This is a genomic window from uncultured Flavobacterium sp., assembly GCF_963975005.1.
Classification (GTDB): Bacteria; Bacteroidota; Bacteroidia; order Flavobacteriales; family Flavobacteriaceae; genus Flavobacterium.
This window is the reverse complement of record NZ_CAXBFR010000030.1, coordinates 1-19,878: the sequence shown is the minus strand read 5'-3', so window position 1 is coordinate 19,878 and position 19,878 is coordinate 1. Positions and strand designations below refer to the sequence as shown.

18 protein-coding genes and 1 riboswitch are annotated in these 19,878 nt (G+C 29.2%); of the genes, 15 read left to right on the top strand and 3 right to left on the bottom strand.

The window, feature by feature from the left end; all coding sequences use genetic code 11:
* Positions 1–28: 28 nt before the first annotated feature.
* A riboswitch (cobalamin riboswitch) is annotated at positions 29–237 on the bottom strand.
* Positions 238–309: 72 nt separating this feature from the next.
* From AACZ53_RS05570 to AACZ53_RS05550, 5 genes are all read left to right on the top strand, one after another.
* Complete coding sequence (locus tag AACZ53_RS05570) at positions 310–1,164, top strand: T9SS type A sorting domain-containing protein (RefSeq protein ID WP_339835590.1); 855 nt, start codon at positions 310–312, stop codon at positions 1,162–1,164.
* Between the two features lie 216 nt (positions 1,165–1,380).
* Complete coding sequence (locus tag AACZ53_RS05565) at positions 1,381–2,517, top strand: ABC transporter substrate-binding protein (RefSeq protein WP_339835587.1); 1,137 nt, start codon at positions 1,381–1,383, stop codon at positions 2,515–2,517.
* A 60-nt stretch (positions 2,518–2,577) separates the two neighbouring features.
* Positions 2,578–3,606: an iron ABC transporter permease gene (locus AACZ53_RS05560; protein WP_339835585.1), complete on the top strand. Its 1,029-nt coding sequence runs from the start codon at positions 2,578–2,580 to the stop codon at positions 3,604–3,606.
* Positions 3,607–3,643: 37 nt separating this feature from the next.
* Positions 3,644–4,423, top strand: coding sequence for an ABC transporter ATP-binding protein (locus AACZ53_RS05555; RefSeq protein WP_339835583.1), 780 nt, complete (start codon positions 3,644–3,646; stop codon positions 4,421–4,423).
* 62 nt (positions 4,424–4,485) lie between these two features.
* Entirely contained in the window at positions 4,486–5,256 is a 771-nt protein-coding gene (locus AACZ53_RS05550; protein ID WP_339835581.1) for a dienelactone hydrolase family protein, read from the top strand.
* A 30-nt stretch (positions 5,257–5,286) separates the two neighbouring features.
* On the opposite strand, the gene AACZ53_RS05545 is transcribed toward AACZ53_RS05550, so the two are convergent.
* Both AACZ53_RS05545 and AACZ53_RS05540 read right to left on the bottom strand, forming a co-directional pair.
* Entirely contained in the window at positions 5,287–5,742 is a 456-nt protein-coding gene (locus tag AACZ53_RS05545; RefSeq protein WP_339835579.1) for a tRNA (cytidine(34)-2'-O)-methyltransferase, read from the bottom strand.
* Between the two features lie 41 nt (positions 5,743–5,783).
* Positions 5,784–6,350 carry a pseudouridine synthase gene (locus tag AACZ53_RS05540; protein WP_339835618.1) on the bottom strand — a complete coding sequence of 189 codons (567 nt, stop codon included), beginning with the start codon at positions 6,348–6,350 and terminating at the stop codon, positions 5,784–5,786.
* A 163-nt stretch (positions 6,351–6,513) separates the two neighbouring features.
* On the opposite strand from AACZ53_RS05540, the gene rmuC reads away from it, so the two are divergent.
* The 8 genes from rmuC (at position 6,514) to AACZ53_RS05500 (ending at position 16,774) form a co-directional block, all read left to right on the top strand.
* On the top strand, positions 6,514–7,908 hold the full coding sequence (gene rmuC, locus AACZ53_RS05535; protein ID WP_339835577.1) for a DNA recombination protein RmuC: 1,395 nt from the start codon (positions 6,514–6,516) through the stop codon (positions 7,906–7,908).
* Positions 7,909–7,948: 40 nt separating this feature from the next.
* Complete coding sequence (locus AACZ53_RS05530) at positions 7,949–8,269, top strand: 6-phosphogluconate dehydrogenase (protein ID WP_084518951.1); 321 nt, start codon at positions 7,949–7,951, stop codon at positions 8,267–8,269.
* A 2-nt stretch (positions 8,270–8,271) separates the two neighbouring features.
* Positions 8,272–8,820: an acyl-CoA thioesterase gene (locus tag AACZ53_RS05525; RefSeq protein WP_026717003.1), complete on the top strand. Its 549-nt coding sequence runs from the start codon at positions 8,272–8,274 to the stop codon at positions 8,818–8,820.
* An 83-nt stretch (positions 8,821–8,903) separates the two neighbouring features.
* The gene (locus AACZ53_RS05520) at positions 8,904–10,019 is read left to right on the top strand and encodes a hypothetical protein (RefSeq protein WP_339835575.1); all 1,116 of its coding nucleotides are present in this window, start codon (positions 8,904–8,906) and stop codon (positions 10,017–10,019) included.
* 14 nt (positions 10,020–10,033) lie between these two features.
* The gene (locus tag AACZ53_RS05515) at positions 10,034–11,905 is read left to right on the top strand and encodes an FG-GAP-like repeat-containing protein (RefSeq protein WP_339835572.1); all 1,872 of its coding nucleotides are present in this window, start codon (positions 10,034–10,036) and stop codon (positions 11,903–11,905) included.
* A gap of 104 nt (positions 11,906–12,009) precedes the next feature.
* On the top strand, positions 12,010–13,917 hold the full coding sequence (locus AACZ53_RS05510) for a transglutaminase domain-containing protein (protein ID WP_339835570.1): 1,908 nt from the start codon (positions 12,010–12,012) through the stop codon (positions 13,915–13,917).
* 18 nt (positions 13,918–13,935) lie between these two features.
* The gene (locus tag AACZ53_RS05505; protein WP_339835567.1) at positions 13,936–16,050 is read left to right on the top strand and encodes a hypothetical protein; all 2,115 of its coding nucleotides are present in this window, start codon (positions 13,936–13,938) and stop codon (positions 16,048–16,050) included.
* A 73-nt stretch (positions 16,051–16,123) separates the two neighbouring features.
* Positions 16,124–16,774 (top strand): hypothetical protein, encoded by a 651-nt coding sequence (locus tag AACZ53_RS05500; RefSeq protein WP_339835565.1) that lies wholly within the window; start codon positions 16,124–16,126, stop codon positions 16,772–16,774.
* A gap of 63 nt (positions 16,775–16,837) precedes the next feature.
* On the opposite strand, the gene AACZ53_RS05495 is transcribed toward AACZ53_RS05500, so the two are convergent.
* Positions 16,838–17,794, bottom strand: a complete 957-nt coding sequence (locus AACZ53_RS05495; RefSeq protein WP_026716997.1) for an ion channel — start codon at positions 17,792–17,794, stop codon at positions 16,838–16,840.
* A gap of 106 nt (positions 17,795–17,900) precedes the next feature.
* Here AACZ53_RS05495 and AACZ53_RS05490 point away from each other — a divergent pair, with 106 nt between their 5' ends.
* The gene (locus tag AACZ53_RS05490; RefSeq protein WP_339835560.1) at positions 17,901–18,965 is read left to right on the top strand and encodes a tyrosine-type recombinase/integrase; all 1,065 of its coding nucleotides are present in this window, start codon (positions 17,901–17,903) and stop codon (positions 18,963–18,965) included.
* Between the two features lie 323 nt (positions 18,966–19,288).
* Positions 19,289–19,786 (top strand): TlpA disulfide reductase family protein, encoded by a 498-nt coding sequence (locus tag AACZ53_RS05485; RefSeq protein WP_339835557.1) that lies wholly within the window; start codon positions 19,289–19,291, stop codon positions 19,784–19,786.
* Positions 19,787–19,878: the final 92 nt, after the last annotated feature.

Below are 19,878 nucleotides of genomic sequence, written 5' to 3'. Positions count from 1 at the left end.
TCTTATAAACTTTTCTTCCCGAAAGTTATATTTAGTTAATAAATTAGGCAGGTCTCCTGGCTTGCGTCTTGTTATTCACCTTCCCAAGAATCTGAAACAAGTTCAGATAACTCAGTGGTAATGTAGATAATAACAAGCTTAATAGCTTACAGTTGCGGGAACAGCTTAGGTTTTTAACCTAATTCCCTTTTAATGCTGTTCAAAATTGAACAAGCAACCTTAATTCTGCTGCGAAGATACTTTTATTTTAAAAAATATACTACAAATACCTATTTTTTGTATATTTGATTAGTATTTTACATTTACGTTATGAAAAAAATTATACTTTTATTATTGATGACTAACTTTTGCTTAGCGCAAGGTGGTATTCAAGTTGTTTTGTTAAATTATAATATAGGAGTCCCAATAAGTTCAAACAATAATATAATTATAACAAATGATAATAATTTGAATATTATTTTTAACAATCATAATGTGAATACCTTTTTTTCAAAAGGAGGATATCCAATGCCTAATTTAGCTTTAAATGTATATCATCTAGAATGTATAAATTGTAATTACACTAATTTAAAGAATGATTTAATTTCATATAACACTGTAATACAAAAAGCACAATTTGACACTGTCAATTATTTTAGTGATGCATTACTTACTACATTAACCTCAAATACAATTGGAATTCCAACTGGAGTTAATGCTAATAACATTATAGTTACAAATGATAATGGGCTAAACCTTATTTTTACTACTCATAATGTAAAATACTATAGTCAAACGTATCCAAGTTCAACTAATTCAAATTCTTTAAAAGTCTATAGTATAGTTTGTGATTGTGACGCTAATCTTTTAAAAATTGATTTAGACAACTACAATACAATTTATGATAATGTAGAGTTTTTTGGAGCAGTTTATCTTTCAAATCCTATTTTTAAACAAATAGAAACCAATATATATCCAAATCCATTTCAAGATAAAATTACAATTGAAACTGATTTGACTATTGAAAAATATAGCGTATTTGATTTAATTGGTAAAAAAATAATTGAAACTGAGACAAATGATGAATTAAATACTGAATTAGCAAAATTAAATACAGGCACATATTTATTACAACTTCAACAAGAAGATAATAATATTGTTTCAAAAAAAATAATTAAAAATTAATCACTTCTTTTTAGTCATTTTATAAATTAACCAAACAAAGCCAACTATAAAATGCAATAAAACTATTCCAGCAACTATATAAATAAAGGTGTTTGAATTATCTCTCATTTTTTATTGTAAAGTTAAATATCTTTCAAAAAATATTTTGCATCATTTGTTACAAATCTGTTTTTATTTCAAAACTAAATTCTACTTTTGCGTAAAGTATATTTTTTTATGCAGCACTTACCAAAAGCACTTCTAGTTACGCTTCTATTTTTGGGTTTAACCCAATGCAAAAAAACAGAGAACATAGCAAAAGCTACTGTTAACGAAAACCAAATTGTTCATGCAGAAGGTTTTTCAATAGTAGAATATGATGACTTTTCAATTTTAAAAGTCAAAAACACTTATCCTGAATCTGATGAAACTTTTACTTACGTTTTACACAAAGAAAATATAATAGTTCCTGACAGTTTAAAACAATTTACAGCCATTCAAATTCCTGTTCAAAAAATAATTGTTACCTCAACAACTCACATTCCTTCACTTGAAATGTTAGGTGTCGAAAATACATTGGTTGCTTTTCCTACTTTAAAATATGTTTCTTCTGAAACTACTAGAGAACGAATTGACCAAGGAAAAGTTAGAGAAATTGGCAAAAATCAAAGTCTAAATACAGAAGTGATAATAGACTTAAATCCAGATATAATTGTCGGTTATAGTGTTGACGGAGACATGAAAACTTATAAGAATTTAGAAAAAAGTGGTCAGAAAGTAATTTTTAATTCAGATTGGACGGAAAAAACTCCTTTAGGAAAAGCAGAATGGATTAAGTTTTTTGGGGCTTTGTATGATAAAAAAGAAAAAGCTGCTGCCGAATTTGAAGCTATAGAAGAAAGCTACAATAAAGCTTTAAAATTAGCACAAAAAGCGGAAACTAAACCCACAATTTTTGCTGGAGCAATTTATGAAGATCAATGGTTTCTGCCACAAGGAGATAGTTGGGCTGCTCTATTCTTAAAAGAAGCCAACGGAAATTACCTTTGGGCAGACACAGAAGGAACTGGAAGTTTAGCTTTATCCTTCGAGACTGTTTTAGACAAAGCAAAAGATGCTGACTTTTGGATTGGACCAGGTCAATTTACTTCTATCGATGAAATTATAAAAGACAATAAAAATTATAAATTTTTTAAAGCTGTTGAATCTAAAAATATTTATTCTTTCAGCACAAAAAAAGGAAAAACGGGTGGTGTTATTTATTATGAATTAGCACCAAACCGACCTGATTTGGTTTTAAAAGACATGATTAAAATATTACATCCTGAATTATTACCCAATTATGAATTGTTCTTTTTTGAGCAATTGCAGTAAAGCTTTATTAAAATACTTTGTATTATCTTTGAGCATTGCTTTAAAAACTCATTTTTACTAATGCCAAATTCCAATAAACACTTTATACTATTTATAGCACTTCTTGTTGCCTTAGTACTTTTGTTTTTTGTGAATATTAGTTTAGGTTCTGTTGCAATTCCAAACGAAGAAATTTTAAAAGGAATTTTTAGCCAAAAAATGAATAAGGAAAGCTGGGAAATCATTCTTTATAATTTTCGTTTACCAAAAGCATTTACTGCAATTTTAGTCGGAATGGCACTTTCTATAAGTGGATTATTAATGCAAACTTTATTTAGAAACCCATTAGCTGGACCTTATGTTTTAGGATTAAGTTCCGGAGCAAGTTTAGGTGTTGCTTTTGTGATTTTAGGAGCTGGAATTTTACCCTCATTTTTATCTGAAATATTTCTGACTTCATACGGAATTGTAGTTGCTTCTGGTTTAGGAAGTGCTTTGGTTTTAATGGCTGTTTTATTAGTTTCCAAGAAGCTTAAAGATACCATGGCAATTTTAATTGTCGGATTAATGTTTGGAAGTTTCACTAGTGCAATAGTTTCCGTTTTAACTTATTTTTCAACAGCTGAGCAACTTCAGAAATTCACCTTTTGGTCCTTAGGAAGTTTAGCAAATTTAAGTTGGAATGAAGTCAGTCTATTAGCACTACTGACATTTATTGGATTAAGCATTAGCTTTTTAGTCATCAAACCATTAGATGCATTGCTCTTAGGAGAAAAATATGCAAATAGCTTAGGAATAAATTTCAAAAGAACACGAATTCTAATCATAATCGCAACTAGTATCTTAGCTGGAAGTATTACAGCTTTTGTTGGGCCAATTGCATTCATTGGATTAGCAGTTCCACACATGGCAAAATTGATTTTTCAAACGAGTAATCATTTCACTTTGTTTTGGAGTACAATTTTATTGGGAGCTATCATTTTATTGTTTTGTGATATCATTGCTCAGTTACCTGGAAGTGATTTAACATTACCTATAAATGCAGTAACTTCTATGATTGGAGCACCAATTGTTATTTGGCTATTGGTTCGTAAACGAAGTTTTAGTTGATTTATTTTGAAACACATAGAAACATAGATTTTGTAATTTGAATAAAAAAGTCCTACATACAACAAACCTAACAATTGGATACAAAAACAAGTCCAACACAACAACTATTGCCAAAAATCTAAACATCAATTTACCGGCTGGAAAATTAATTGGATTAATTGGTGCTAACGGAATTGGAAAATCAACGCTACTAAAAACCATAACAGGAATTCTAAAACCTATAGAAGGAAATGTCTTAATCAATGAAAAATCGATTGAAAATTACAAACCTGAAGATTTGGCCAAAGAATTAAGCATCGTTCTAACCGAACATTTGCCTCCAAGCAATTTAACCGTTTATGAAATTGTGGCTTTAGGAAGACAACCATACACTAATTGGTTAGGGAAACTAACTTTAGAGGACAAAAATAAAATTGATGAAGCCATCAATATGACTGAAATCAATTCGTTTCAACATAAAAAACATTTCGAAATTAGCGATGGTCAATTGCAAAAAACTTTAATAGCAAGAGCTTTAGCACAAGACACAAACTTGATAATTTTAGACGAACCAACTACACATTTAGATTTAGTTCATAAAGTCACCTTATTAAAATTATTGCAAAAACTAACACACGAAACTGGCAAAACCATTTTATATTCAACTCACGATATTGATTTAGCCATTCAACTTTGTGACGAAATGATTGTCATTACTGCAAATGAAATACTTCAAAACCAACCTTGCAAATTAATTGAAGATGGTGTTTTTAATGCTATTTTTAAAAATGAAAACATTCAATTTGATGCTTCTCATGGAAAATTTAATATTAAATAAATCTTACATTTTGTTTAATTGTAAATCACTAAAGAATTTGTAATTTAGAAAAAAATTAAATTATGGGAATTAAACAAATAAGTGCAATAGTTCTTTTATTTTCAACTATTTACACACAAGCGCAATTAAAAACCGTTGCCTATTCAGACGGAAATCAAAAACTAGAAGGTTTTTTAGCTTCTCCAACTAAACCAAATGCTAAAAAAGCAGGTGTAATTGTTTTACATGCTTGGATGGGAATAAGCGATCACGAAAAAGAAAGTGCTGAAAAATTAGCAGAATTAGGATATTATTCTTTTGTTGCTGATGTTTATGGTCAAGGAAACAAACCAGAAAACACAGATGAAGCAGGAAAATTAGCCGGTTATTATAAAACAAATTTTGCTTCTTATCAAAACAGAATTCAATTAGCAATTGAGCAATTAGTTAAAGCTGGTGCAAATCCAGATGAGATTGCAGTAATTGGGTATTGCTTTGGAGGAACAGGTGCCATTGAAGCTGCTCGTGGTGGCTTAAAAGTGAAAGGAGTCGTTTCTTTTCATGGTGGTTTAGGAAAAGATGGGAATCGATTAGCTAAACCAATAACAGCAAAAGTGTTAGCTTTACATGGTGCAGATGATCCTTATGTTCCTGCGAAAGAAGTCAGTGCCTTTGAAGACGAAATGAGAACCTCAAAAGCAGATTGGCAATTAAATATTTATGCAAATGCTGTTCATGCTTTTACACATAAAGATGCTGGAACAGACAATAGCAAAGGTGCAGCATATAACGAAAAAGCAGATAAAAGAAGTTGGGAAGCGATGAAAATTTTCTTTGACGAACTTTTTAAGTAATTCAAATAAATAAGCCTGGAAAATTCAGGCTTATTTATTTAAAGCAATCTGTCTTTTTGCTTCTCCAATTAAAAAAGTAACCGAATTCGCTAAATTGTAACTTCGTACATGTTCAGAAATTGGAATTTTTAAATAATTAGAAAACTGAGCTAGAACTTCTTCACTCAAACCAACACTTTCTTTTCCAAAAACCAACCAATCACCATCATGAAATTCTTGTTCTAAATAGGATTTTTCAGCATGAGAACTCATTAAAAAAACTCTTGACAAATCAGGAATTTGGTCTTTCCATTCTGCTACAGATTGATATTCTTTCCAATCTAAATGCACCCAATAATCCAAACCAGAACGTTTTAAATTCTTGTCATTAATTTCAAATCCAAACGGGTGAATTAAATGCAAACGACTCTCAGTTCCAACACATAATCGTCCGATATTTCCTGTGTTGTTTGGTATTTCGGGTTCTATTAAAACTATATTTAGCATATTTTTAAAAACTAAACCGTTGGCTAAAGCCGAACGGCAATTTATATATCAAATTTTTCTACTTCTAGAACTTCACCAGTATTTAAACCTTGCAAAGAAGTACTTCCTATTCTAATTCTGACTAACCGTAATGTTGGAAAACCAACTGCTGCAGTCATTTTTCTGACTTGTCTAAACTTCCCTTCTGTCAAAGTTAGGGAAACCCAACTCGTTGGCCCATGTCTTTCATCACGAATTCTTCTTCCTTCTCCAATATAATCAGGTAAAGTTGGAATTAAATGAGCTTTGCAATTTCGTGTCAAATATTTGGAACCATTTATTCCAATTTCTACACCATTTGTCATTTCATTAACTGCTTCTTGCGTTATAATTCCATCAACTTGAGCATAATATTCTTTCTCCACTTTTTTACTTCTAACATCTGCACTAACTTTTCCGTCTGTAGTTAAAAACAATAAACCTTCTGAGTCTTCATCTAAACGACCAATTGCCATTGTACCTTCAGGAAAATCAAATAATTCTCCCAACAAACGCTTTTTACGTTTTTGTTCATAGATAAATTGACTCAGATAACTGTGTGGTTTGTGTAGTAGAAAATGATGATGCATCATAAAATGAATTTCAGCAAAAATACATTAATAAGTCAAAAGATTGATAATTGTTGATTAACGATTTTTGAACGCAGAAGTAAAAAATCGAAAGTTCTCAATATCTGAACATCTACTATCCAAAAATCTGATTATTTTAGTAACTTTACATAAATTTTAATATATGAATGATTCGTTACTTATTCTTATCACATTTCTAGTAGCTTTAGCTATTGGTTTTTTTATTGGAAAATTACTTTTAAAAGCGCAATCACAATCTGAAAAATCAGGTTTAGAAGAAAAAGTGAACGGATTGACAAATCAAATAGAAGCACTTAAAAATCAATCTATTTCTGATAAAACACAGTTTGAAAAAACGCTACTTCAAGTGAATAACGAAAAAGAAACGATTCGTACAGAAAAAGAAGTTTTATCCATTCAATTATCTAAAAAAGAAGTAGACTTTGAAAATCTTTGGGAACGCAACAAAGAGCAAAAACAAGAAGTAGAACAACTTCAAGAAAAATTCACCAAAGAATTTGAAAATTTAGCCAACAAAATTTTAGAAGAAAAATCAAATAAATTCACAGAGCAGAACAAAGAGAATATGAAAAATATTCTTTCTCCTTTGCAAGAAAAAATTCTTCATTTCGAGAAAAAAGTAGAAGACACTCATAAAGAAAGTATTGATTATCATGCAGCATTACGTCAACAAATTTTGGGTTTACGTGATATGAATGAAAAAATGAGTAAAGAAACTATTAACCTAACAAAAGCCTTAAAAGGTGATAGCAAATTGCAAGGTAATTGGGGTGAATTAGTTTTAGAAAGAGTTCTAGAAAAATCAGGTTTAGAAAAAGGTCGTGAATATGAAGTACAACAAAGCTTCACCAATGAAGAAGGAACGAGAGTTCTTCCTGATGTAATAATTAATTTACCTGATGGAAAGAAAATGGTTGTCGATTCAAAAGTATCTTTAACTGGTTATGAACGATTTGTAAATGAAGAAGATGATGCTTTAAAAGCCTTATACTTAAAAGAACACGTGACTTCGATTAAACGTCATGTGGAACAATTAAGTGCTAAAAATTACCAAGATATTTATCAAATGGAAAGTCCAGATTTTGTCTTACTTTTTATTCCAATTGAACCTGCTTTTGCATTAGCGTTAAATGACGATAATACCTTATATAATAAAGCTTTTGAAAAAAATATTGTAATAGTAACACCCACTACTCTATTAGCAACATTACGTACAATTGATAGCATGTGGACAAATCAAAAGCAGCAAGAAAACGCTATTGAAATTGCACGACAAGCTGGAGCATTATATGATAAATTTGAAGGATTTGTTTCTGATTTAATTAAGATTGGAAAGAAAATGGATGAAGCCAAATCTGAATACGGAAATGCTATGAATAAGCTAGTTGAAGGAAAAGGTAATTTGGTTACAAGTGTTGAAAAATTAAAAAAAATGGGAGCAAAAGCCAAAAAAGCTTTGCCTGAACCCTTATTAAAAAGAGCAAACGAATTAGAAGAAAATTTAATAGATAACGAAGAGAATTATGAGCAAATTTAAAAAAGTATTACTTTACAGTACATTATTTATAGTGTTGTTTATGGCTGGTTATTTCACATTTGTTTACTATGTCCCTTATAGTGAAGGAATTCGTTCGGGTGAATTAATCAAAATAAGTACAAAAGGATACGTTGTAAAAACTTGGGAAGGAGAAATCAGTCAAGGAATTTCTGGTGCTCAAATTTTCTCTTTTTCAGTAATGGACAATAATCCAGAAGCCATTGAGAAATTAAAAGAGCTACAAGGTCAATATGTAAAAGTTGAATACGTGGAACGCTATAGAACATTTTTTTGGTGGGGTGATACTCGCTATTTTATAAAAAACGTTTATGCCGAAAAATCTCCCCATTTTAACAATTAAACATGACAGAAAAAACTAATACCGTTAACAATTCTAAGATAACTTTTACAGAATTAATGCTACCTTCACATTCCAATTTTAGTGGAAAGATTCATGGTGGTTATTTATTGCAATTGATGGATCAAATTGCATTTGCAAGTGCTTCCAAATATTCGGGTTTATATTGTGTAACAGCTTCTGTTGATACTGTAGATTTTTTAAATCCAGTTGAAATCGGAGAACTTTTGACCTTAAAAGCATCTGTCAATTACGTTGGTAATAGTTCAATGGTAGTTGGAATTCGTGTTGTTTCAGAAAACATTAAAACTGGAATAATAAGACATTGTAACTCAAGTTATATTACAATGGTTGCAAAAGATGAAGAAGGAAATAATGCAAAAGTTCCCACATTAATCCTTTCAAACTTAGAAGATGTTAGACGTTTTTATGATTGTGTCATTCGAATTAATCAAAAGAAAAAAAATAAAATTCTAGAAGACAAATTTGATCATACATCAGAAAAATCACTTGACAATCTATCAAATTACAACGTTAAGTTGCTGATTAAATAACAATTACTATAAATTAAGTTTAGATTTAATTCATTTTGTCTCAAAAAAAATTATATTTGTTATACAATCTTAATTTTTACAAAATGAATAAAATCTACTATTTAATAATTCTTTTTCTTAGTTTAACTTTTATTTCATGTTCTTCAGATGAAAATGATGTATATATTGAAATACCTATTGCAGAAATACCTGTTGCTGTAAATTTAGCAGAAGTACCTTATTTAAAATTATCTGACTACCATTTTTTTAAAAATGATCTAAAAAATCATGAGCCTACAACAGGCGTTTTGCCTTATGAACCAGCTTCATCTTTGTTTGCTGATTATGCGCATAAAATGCGTTTCGTTTGGTTGCCAAATGGAACAACAGCTACTTATAATGGAGATGACAATGTATTTGAATTTCCAGTAGGAACGGCTCTTTTAAAAACCTTTTATTATGACAATGTTCAACCAAACAACACAAGAAAAATAATTGAAACTAGATTACTCATAAGAAAATCTGATGGTTGGAAAGCTTACGACTATATTTGGAATACTGAACAAACAGAAGCGTTTTTAGACACCGTTGAACAAGGAGTGTTTATTCCTATTGAATGGAAAGAAAATGGCATTACAAAAACCACAACTTATAAAACACCTTCTCAAACGGAATGTTTAACTTGTCATAAAATAAATCCTAACCAAACAACTGGTGGAGAAATAACTATTCCAATTGGCCCAAAACCTCAAAATTTAAATACCAATTATAATTATTCAACCGGAAGTCAAAACCAAATTGCTAAATGGAAAAGTTTAGGTTTTTTAGGGAATGATGTCCCAAATACTTCAACAATTTACTCAGCTGTCGATTGGAATGATACTTCAAAAACATTAGAACAAAGAGCACGATCTTATATAGATGTCAATTGTGCACATTGCCATAGAACTGGTGGACATTGTGATTATGTTAGTATGCGATTTAATTTCAGCAATACTAATTTAGACACTTTCGGAGTTTGCATGACACCTTTATTTTATATAGAAAATGGCCCTTTTGTAATAAACGGTGGTGATGCTAATCATTCCGAGTTAATCCACAGAATGAATACAACAGAAGGTGCTACAATGATGCCTATAATAGGCCGCACAGTAATTCATAATGAGGGAATACAATTAATTAGTGATTGGATAAATTCTTTACCCGCAGATTGTCACTAAAAAAACATAAAATCATGAAAAAAATTACTTCACTTTTTTACTTTTTAATAAGCATCCAATTAACATTTGCTCAAGATACTTGTGCAACTGCACCAACTATTGGAGTTGGAACACATACAGTTGCGGCTGTAAACGGAACTCAAATTCCAACTCCTGATTGTATTGGATCTGGAAATCCCACTGCTGGTGAATGGTATAAATATATTCCAACACAAGCTTATACCGTTACTGTAACAACAGATTTAGCCGCTAATATTTGTAAAGACACTAGATTACATATTTACGGAGGAGCATGTTCAAGCTTATCATGTATTGCTGGTGATGATGACTCAGGTGTTTTACAATGCAATAGTGGAAATACAAATTCGTATTTATCAACAGTAACATTTAATGTTACAGCAGGAACAACATATTATATAGCCTTTGATAATCGATGGAGTTCGGCTGGTTTTGATTTTGAAATAATAGAAACACCTATTGTTGTATTACCAATTAATTTTACACAACAATCAATTTCTTCAAGTTCAACTATTTGCTGTGTTGTAGATATGAATGGCGATTATTTAGATGATATTGTAACTGTTGGAGCTACTTCAATGACAATTTTACATCAACAAACTAGTGGTGGATTTGTTTCTTCAACAATTTCTTTACCTGGATTAACAACAACTCCAAGTTGGAGCATTACAGCTGGAGATTATGACCGAAATGGATTTAATGATATAGTTTTTGGAGGTTCAAGTAGGTTAACCATTGTAAAAGCAAATGCAACTGGTACAAATTATACTGAAGTATCTTATCCTCAAAATATTTTTACTCAAAGAGCTAATTTCGTAGATATAAATAATGATGGTAATTTAGATTTATGGGCTTGTCATGATGTGGCTGCTCCTGTTGGTGATCCACAAAGAATTAATTTATTATATAAAAATAATGGTAACGGAACATTTACAGAATCTGGTGCAATTGCAGGATTAAATGATGGTTCACAATCTTGGTCAACAGCTATTGAAGATTTTGACAATGATGGTGATATGGATTTCCTATTATCAAACATTTCAGACACCAATAAATTCTTTATAAATAATGGTGATGGAACATTTACAGACATTTATACAACAACTGGAATAGCCGCACAAGTTGGTTCTTGGGAAGTACAAGCCGCTGATTTTAATAACGATGGTTGGGTAGATTTCTTTTGGCAAAATGGAAAAGAAATTTATTTAAACAACGGTGATTTAACTTTTACTGGATATGATTTATCTTTCAGTGAAGGAGGAATTGGAGATTTAAACAACGATGGTTTTTTAGATGTTCAATACGGTGGAAATGTTTATTATAATGTTCCTAATGCAAACAACTGGATAAAAGTAAATCTTCAAGGAGTTGCCAGCAATAGAAATGGAATTGGAACAAGAGTAGAAATTTATGGGGCATGGGGAAAACAAATTAGAGAAATAAGAAGTGGACACGGATTTAGCCATCAAAGCACAATGAATGCTCATTTTGGAATTGGAACAGAGACTGCAATAACACAAGTTATGATTCATTGGCCTTCAGGAACTGTTGATGTGATTAATAATCCGTCTAGTAATCAAGCTCTGACAGTAGTTGAAGGCTCTAGTCCTTTAAGTGTTGTGAATTCTGAATTAAATAAAATCATTATTTATCCAAATCCAACATCAAAAACGCTTTCAATTTCTAATGCAAGTCAACTAAGTATTAAAAACATTTCAATCTATACTACTCAAGGAAAAATTGTAAAAAACATTATTTATGAAAACGATACAATTTCTGTAGAAGATTTAGCTGAAGGTTTATATATTTTAACGATACAAACAGAAGAGGGCACAAAATATTCTGAAAGCTTTTTGAAGAAAAATTAAAATAGTCAATCATTTAAAAAAAAATAGCCTTTTAATTATAAAAGGCTATTTTTTTTGTAATACATATCTTGTTTTTTTATATCATTGTAACTTATTTGTGACTTATGAAAAAAATAGTATTTATATGCATCCTTTTCACTGGATTTTTTGCTTCTGCTCAAAAAAACATTGATCCTACTCCTGAAGATATTAAGCTAGCTAAATCGTTAAGAGTAAAATATGACAAATCCGATATTGTTATTCTAAAAAGTGAGGAAAACGTGAGTTTTTCCATTAATAAAAGTATTAATTCAGTTGAAGTCAATTATAAAATAAATGAAAATTTAATGAACATTAATCACAGAGCTGATATTTCAAAATATGAGTTTTATGATAGTGAATCTGAAATAAAAACGTTTACTATAAAATATAGAAATAACAAAATAGCTGCTTTTTATCCAAAAGAAGAGTTTTACAAAAGCAACGATTTGTTTTATAATGATGCCAAAGTTAAACATGTTCAATTAGACTTTCCTGTTCAAGGCTATTCGTATGATTATGAAATGGAAAAGAAAATTAGAGATATTAAATACTTTACAAGCATTTACTTTAATGATGAATATCCAGTAATTGAAAAATCAATAACAATTAAAGTTCCAAAATGGTTGGAATTAGAAATTAAAGAATTCAACTTTAATTCTCATGACATTAAAAAAACTATAACTCCTGATGGAGAGAATACAATTTATAAATATGTCATAAAAAACATTGACCCATCTGTTAAAGAAGACAATTCACCTGGACCAAGTTATATGTATCCTCATGTTTTATTTATTGCCAAATCCTATACAGAAAAAGCAGAAAAGAATACACTTTTTAACAGTACAGCTGATTTATATAAATGGTACAAATCTCTTGTGGATTCTATGAAAGACGAGCCAACTATTTTCGCAAATAAGGTAAAAGAATTGACTAAAGATGCAAAAACTGATGACGAAAAAATTAAAAACATCTATTATTGGGTACAAGACAACATAAGATATATTGCTTTTGAAGACGGAATTGCAGGTTTTAAACCCGATGATTCTCAAAATGTTTTTGAAAAACGTTATGGCGATTGCAAAGGAATGGCAAATCTTACCAAACAAATGTTGAAATTAGCTGGTTTTGATGCAAGATTAACTTGGATTGGAACAAATCATATTGCTTATGACTATAGTATTCCTTCTTTATCTGTTGATAATCATATGATATGTACCTTAATAAAAGACGGAAAAAAATACTTTTTAGATGGAACAGAAAAATTCAATTCATTTGGTGAATATGCTGAAAGAATTCAGGGAAAAGAAGTCCTAATTGAAGACGGAAACAAGTTTATCATTGACAAAATTCCCGTTCAAAAATCAATAACTAATTCTGAAAAAATTGTAACCAATTACAAAATCGAAAACGAAAATTTAACGGGTTCTGTGAACAAAGAATTTATTGGAGAAAGTCGTTCAACTTTTCTATATCAATACAACAATGTTAAAAATGATAAAAAAGAAGATGCCTTAAAATGGTTTTTGTCTGGAAATGATAAAAATTATAACATTTCAAATATTATAACCTCTGATTTAAATAACAGAGATCAAAAATTAAACATTTCTTATGAATCAAAATTAGCCAATCATGTATCTAGTTTTGATAATGAAATGTATGTTGATTTAGATTATGACAAAGAATATAAATACATGGATTTAAAAGACCGTAAAAAAGACATTATGTTCGATTATAAATCACATGATGATATTACAATTATTTTAGAGATTCCATCAGGTTATAAAGTATCAAAACTTCCTACAAACTTTGAAATAAACAACGAAGATTATGCTATTTCATTAAAATATGAAGTAAAAGGAAACACTATTGTTTACCATAAAATGTTTGATTTCAAAAAGCCAATTCTAAAGTCTTCAAAATTTGAAGAATGGAAAAAAAATCATTTACAATTTACAAAAAATTACTCCGAACAAATCGTTTTAACTAAATAAAATCAGATTCATAATTCCATGAAAAAAATACTTACTTTTCTATTTTTAGGCTATTTTTTTATTGCCAATGCACAAGATAATAACAAAGTCAAAGAATTTTTTTGGGGTGCAAATGATGCTTACAAAAAAATCACATCTATTCCTGAAAAATACAAAAACGAATCAGCTGTTGAAATTATTAAATATGAAGATTACGACTTTCATAAATTTGGTAAAAGTGTCACCTTTACATCATCCTATAGAAAACGTATAAAGCTTTTAGACCAAGCTGCTGTTACAGAGTTTTCTGAATTTTCATTTGAAAAAGATGGTGCTGTTGGTATAAAAATCATTAAACCTTCAGGAAAAGAAGTAGAAATTGACATTGAAAAAGAAGCTAAAATTGTAGATAATTACAAGAAAATTGCCGTTTCAGGACTTGAAATTGGTGATATTATTGATTTTTATAGTCAATATGTTTCTAATTCTTATTCAATTGAAGCATTTGGTTTTGATCCTGTTGAAAGCACTTTAGGAAGCACTTATCCTATTATGAATTACAAATTAATTTTTCAAACAGAAAATGATTTTTTTGTAAACTTCAATACATATAATGGTGCACCAAAATTAAAAGAAATTCCAACAAAAAAAGGAAATGAAAGAAAATATGAATTAGAAGCACAAGACATTCCAAAAAATGATTTTCCGCGTTGGTTTTTGCCTTTAGTTGAATTGCCTTGTTATAAATTTCAAGTATTTTTTGCTCGTTCAGGAAAGTTTGAAGAACGTGCAGAAGCCTTTTTGCCTGAGAAAGAAAGCATCGTTAAATCTGTTGTTTCAAAAGAGGATATTTTTAATTTCTATAACACTAAATTCTTTCCAAATGGTGATATTGATGTAATTAATGATTTCTTAAAAGGAAAAACATTTGATTCGCAAGAAGATAAAGTTAAAGCAGTTTACTATTTCACAAGACATCAGTTTTACACAAGATATGTTGAAGCTTTTGTGATTGATGAAGCTAAAATCATGTATCCATTTGATCTTTATGGCTATAATCCAACGTTCTTTACAAAAGAACAGCCTTTTATAAATTATTTCATGCAATTCCTTAAAAAGAACAGAATTGATTATGACATCATCGTTTCTACTGGAAGAGAAAATGGTCCAATTAAAGATATATTGATTCAAAGTAATACAAAGATTCTTTTAAAAATATACACTGAAAATCCAATTTATTTTGGATTATTCACGCCTTATTCATCTCCTGAAATGTTTGCCTACGAAATTGAAAACACAGATGCATATGCCTTAAAAGTATCCAAAAACAGAAAAGTAGATGACATTGAAAGCATAAAACTTCCTGAATCTACTTATAAAGACAATGTTTCAAAAGTTACAACAAATATAACTTTAGCTTCTGACTTCAACACAATTAATGTAGCCAAAACATCCTCATTATATGGTCATAATAAAGAATTTGAGCAAGAATCTAAAATATTATTTTATGATTATGTAAATGAAGATTATGAAAAATATGGCACAAAACCATTATTAGACATGGTTAGTAATAAAAAGAAAAAAGAACAGTACAAAAAAGAATATGAGGCTTTAATTAAGAAAATTAAAGACAATAAAAATGAAAAATTTAAAACTGAAGCTGAGCAAGAATATGGCATAAAGTTAGATAAGCACGAACTTGTAATCAAAAACAATGGAAGATTTGGAAAAAATGATCCTTTAACTTATGATGAAAAATTTATCATAACTAATAGTTTAATTAAAAAGGCTGGTCCAAATTATATTCTTGAAATTGGAAAATTCATTTCATCTCAAGTTGATATTGAAGATAAAGAAAGTAAACGAACAAATAACATTTATTCTATTTTTCCTAGAAGCTATGAATACACAATTAATCTAGATATTCCTGAAGGCTACTCGGTTGCAGGATTAGAAAAATTGAATGTAACTGTAGAAAATGTTACAGGAAGTTTTAAAACTGTAGCAGAAGTTAAAAACAATAAACTATCAATTGTTACGGCTAAATGCTATTATCATTCGTATGAACCAAATGCAAATTGGAGCAAAATGATAGAATTTCTAGATGCATCTTATCAATTTTCTCAAGAAAAAATATTACTGAAGAAAAATTAAATTAGATTTTAAGATGAAATAAGTTATCTAATTTATTTTTAATACATTTATAAAAAATTTTATACTAAACAAAATGAAAAAAATTAAACAGATTTCAATTTGCCTTTTGCTATTAGTTTCTATTAGTTCAATCGGTCAAGTAATGACTAGTGGGGTTGTAAAATACAAAATGACTAGCGATAACGAACAAATGGCAATGATGGGTGACATCATAATGACAAACTATTTTGACAATGAAAATGTTGCTGTAGAAGTTGATATGATGGGTGGAATGGTTTTAACCAAAATTTACAAAAAAATCAACGATCCAAAATCTACAAAAATGACGATGGATGCCATGGGTAACAAATACGAAATTACGGGTATTGACGAAAAAGCATCTAAAGGAGTCGACATGGCAGATTTAGATAATATTGCAACGGTTACTTTCGACAAAACTGCAACAAAAGAAATTGCTGGTTTTAAATGCTACAAAGCAACTGTAACATACAATGACGATAAAACAGGAGAATTTTACATTACTGATGATATAAAAATGATGTCTTCTACTAAAGAATCTAAATTAAAAGGATTTCCTTTAGAAATGAAAATCACTACACCAGAAGCAATATTAGAATTAAAAGCAACTGAAGTTTTTAAAGTTGTATCAAAAGATGCCTTTATCGTTCCTGAAGGATTTGAAAAAGTAACAATGGAAGAATTTCAAGAAAAAATGGGTGGATAATTTTTAATTTACCTTATTAATAAAAATACAAAAGCACGATATTATATATTGTGCTTTTTTGTTTTAGAGAACAACTTTTTCATAAGAATTTAGTTTATCCAAATATAGAATGGTTTTAGTATCATCAGTATTTCTATCATACATTAAATTAAATTTTGCTCCATAGATAATTTCTTTAAAAGTAAATGAAGTACGCTTCATTACATGATTACTATACATATCATCAAAAACTTTTAAAAACACGATAATTTCACCATCAATGGTTTCAAAGTCATTTTTAGAAAAACCATAAAGAGGACTTTCCTTAGTTATAGGATGAACTAAAGTCCAGCTTAAGGTTAAAGAATTTATTTTTTCCATTTCTAAATCAAGTTGATAGAATTTATTTACTAATTTATCGTTTTCTTCTAAACTTAAGCCTAGTGTAATCCTGGCTTCTGCTTCAGACAAATTAGTGTTTTTATAAGGAGCCATTCTAACCATTAAAGCAATGCCATTTTCATAAGGAGCAATAAGTGCGTTTTGAGAAAAACGTATAAAAGCTTCTGGTTTACTAAATCTACCAAAAAACAAACCTGTAGCAATTGCAAAAGTTAATAAACCAATTAAGGCTTCTATAGACGAAACAAAACTTGCATAAAAACCAGTAGGATTAATATGTCCGTAACCAACAGTTGTATACGTTTGAATACTAAAAAAGAACGCTTGAGCAAATTTTTCAAGGTCATTTTCTGCAGAAATTCCATTTAAATGTTCTACACCAATTAAATAATACAAAGTGGCAAAAAACAGATTTACAACAAAGTAGAACAACAAAATAATAAACAAGAATTTCCACCTTGGGATTGAGAGCATGGTATGAAACCAACTGATGCTTTCTACAAAACCAACACCTACTTTCTTAACATTAGCATTACCATTTTTTGTAAAGAAGCGACCACCATAATTAGAAGCATTTGTGCCAAAACCAGAATCTGTGTCTTGTTTTGCTTTTGAGTTTATTTTCTTTAAAAATTCCATTTCATATATTTCAAGTAAAATTAGCCAAAAAAAATTAAAAAACAATTTTGATTTATAGCTACAAATAGTTTAAATTTGAGTTACTAAACGCCAAAAAATCAATTATATGCCTAATGCATTTTCCTTTAAATTAGGAACACACAATGACCAAAAAGTTATTTTCATTCAGTTTGAAAAAAACTATCTATTAACCCAGGAAGTTAAAAGTTGGGTTGGGCATAAATACAGCAAAACCCATAAATGCTGGTATGTTCCAGATGTTCTATTTTATAGAGAAAAATTCGGAATTTCCCCTGAAAAAGAAATGAGTTCTTTTTTAGCATCTAAAATTTCAGAATTTCATCAAAACCAAATAAAAAAAACTAAAGCAACTATACAAATAAAAGGTTACAGTGAAAATACAATAAGAAATTATTGCAGTGAATTGATACAATTTTTCATATATATTCAACCCAGAGAAGCTACAGAATTAAAAACTGAAGACTTAAAAAACTACGTTTGGTATTGCATTACAAAATTAAAGCTGACTGAAAACACCATACATAGTCGTGTAAATGCCTTAAAATTTTATTATGAAAAAGTACTTAACTATGAAAAATTTGCCATAGAAATTCCGCGACCAAAAAAACATTTAAAACTACCGAAAGGATTTAATATAGAAGAAATTAAAAGAATTTTAGCAGCTACACCAAACTTAAAGCATAACACTATTTTGAAATTAATTTATGGAATGGGCTTAAGAGTTTCAGAAATCATAAATTTAAAAATAAATGACATAGATAGTATAGAAATGCGTGTTTTTATTGAGAGAGCCAAAGGAAAAAAAGATCGTTATGTCAATTTACCCGAAAGTGTTTTAGAGCAGCTTCGCTCCTATTATATAGCGTACAAACCCAAAGAATATTTGTTTGAAGGACAATATGGCGGACAATACACAACGAGGAGTGTGCAACAATTTTTTAGAAAATCGTTAGATAAAGCTAACATTACAAAAAAGCAAGGAGTTCATAGTTTGCGCCATAGTTATGCCACACACTTATTAGAAAACGGAACAGACATTCGATTTATTCAAGAATTATTGGGACACAGCAATATAAAAACCACCTTATTATATACACAAGTAACAGATTTAAGTTTAAGAAAAATAATTAGTCCATTAGATAATTTGTAAGAAAATAATTTATATATTTGACTAATGAGAAAATATAAAAAAATAAAAACGAATTTCGTATTTTGATATATATTCTTTTAAATAACTAATTAACAGTACATTACGAATTTAGATAGTTTTTAGTTTCGTATATATAAGAGTTGGCAGACATTGCAGAAAAAACTCAAACAAACTGAATATGAATAATTAAACAAAAATTTAATGAAAAAAGTAATAGGATTTATAGTTGGTATTTTGGCAGGTGCAACAAGTATAATTTTACTTGTTGTAATTTTTAATTTAATTTTTGGAACAATACATATTAAATAATTATGGACAAAAAAATGTTTAAAATAGGTTTTTTAGTTGGAGTTTTATTAATTATCGGAATAGGGATTTATGGATATTTTAATATGAAATCAATGATGAATGATGTTACAATTAAACCAATAGAACTTGCTCAATTAGACTTGGAAAATGCGAAAGCAGAAAAAGTAAATCTTAAAACTGGAAAACCAATAATAATTAATTTTTGGGCTACTTGGTGTGTTCCTTGTGTGCAAGAATTTCCAGAATTTGATGAGTTAAATGCAAAATATGGAGATAAAGTTGATTTTGTAATGATTTCTGATGAAGAAATGACGAAAATAGAAAAATTTAAAGCAAAAAAAGGTTATAAATTAAATATGTTTCGAAGTGCAAAAACATTCGATAAATATGGATTAATGTTAAGACCAGCAACATATTTTTATAATTCTAATGGAAAACTTATAAATAAAATTAGTGGCGGAATAACTAAAGAAGATTTAGAAAAAGAAATTTTAAACCTAATCGAAAAATAAGCAACGATCTGCCAACAGGCGTTTGGCAAGATTGGGGTTTTAGTCTTAATTTAAAGATGGTCTTGTACTTGCAAAGTTTAGTCTTTTATCGA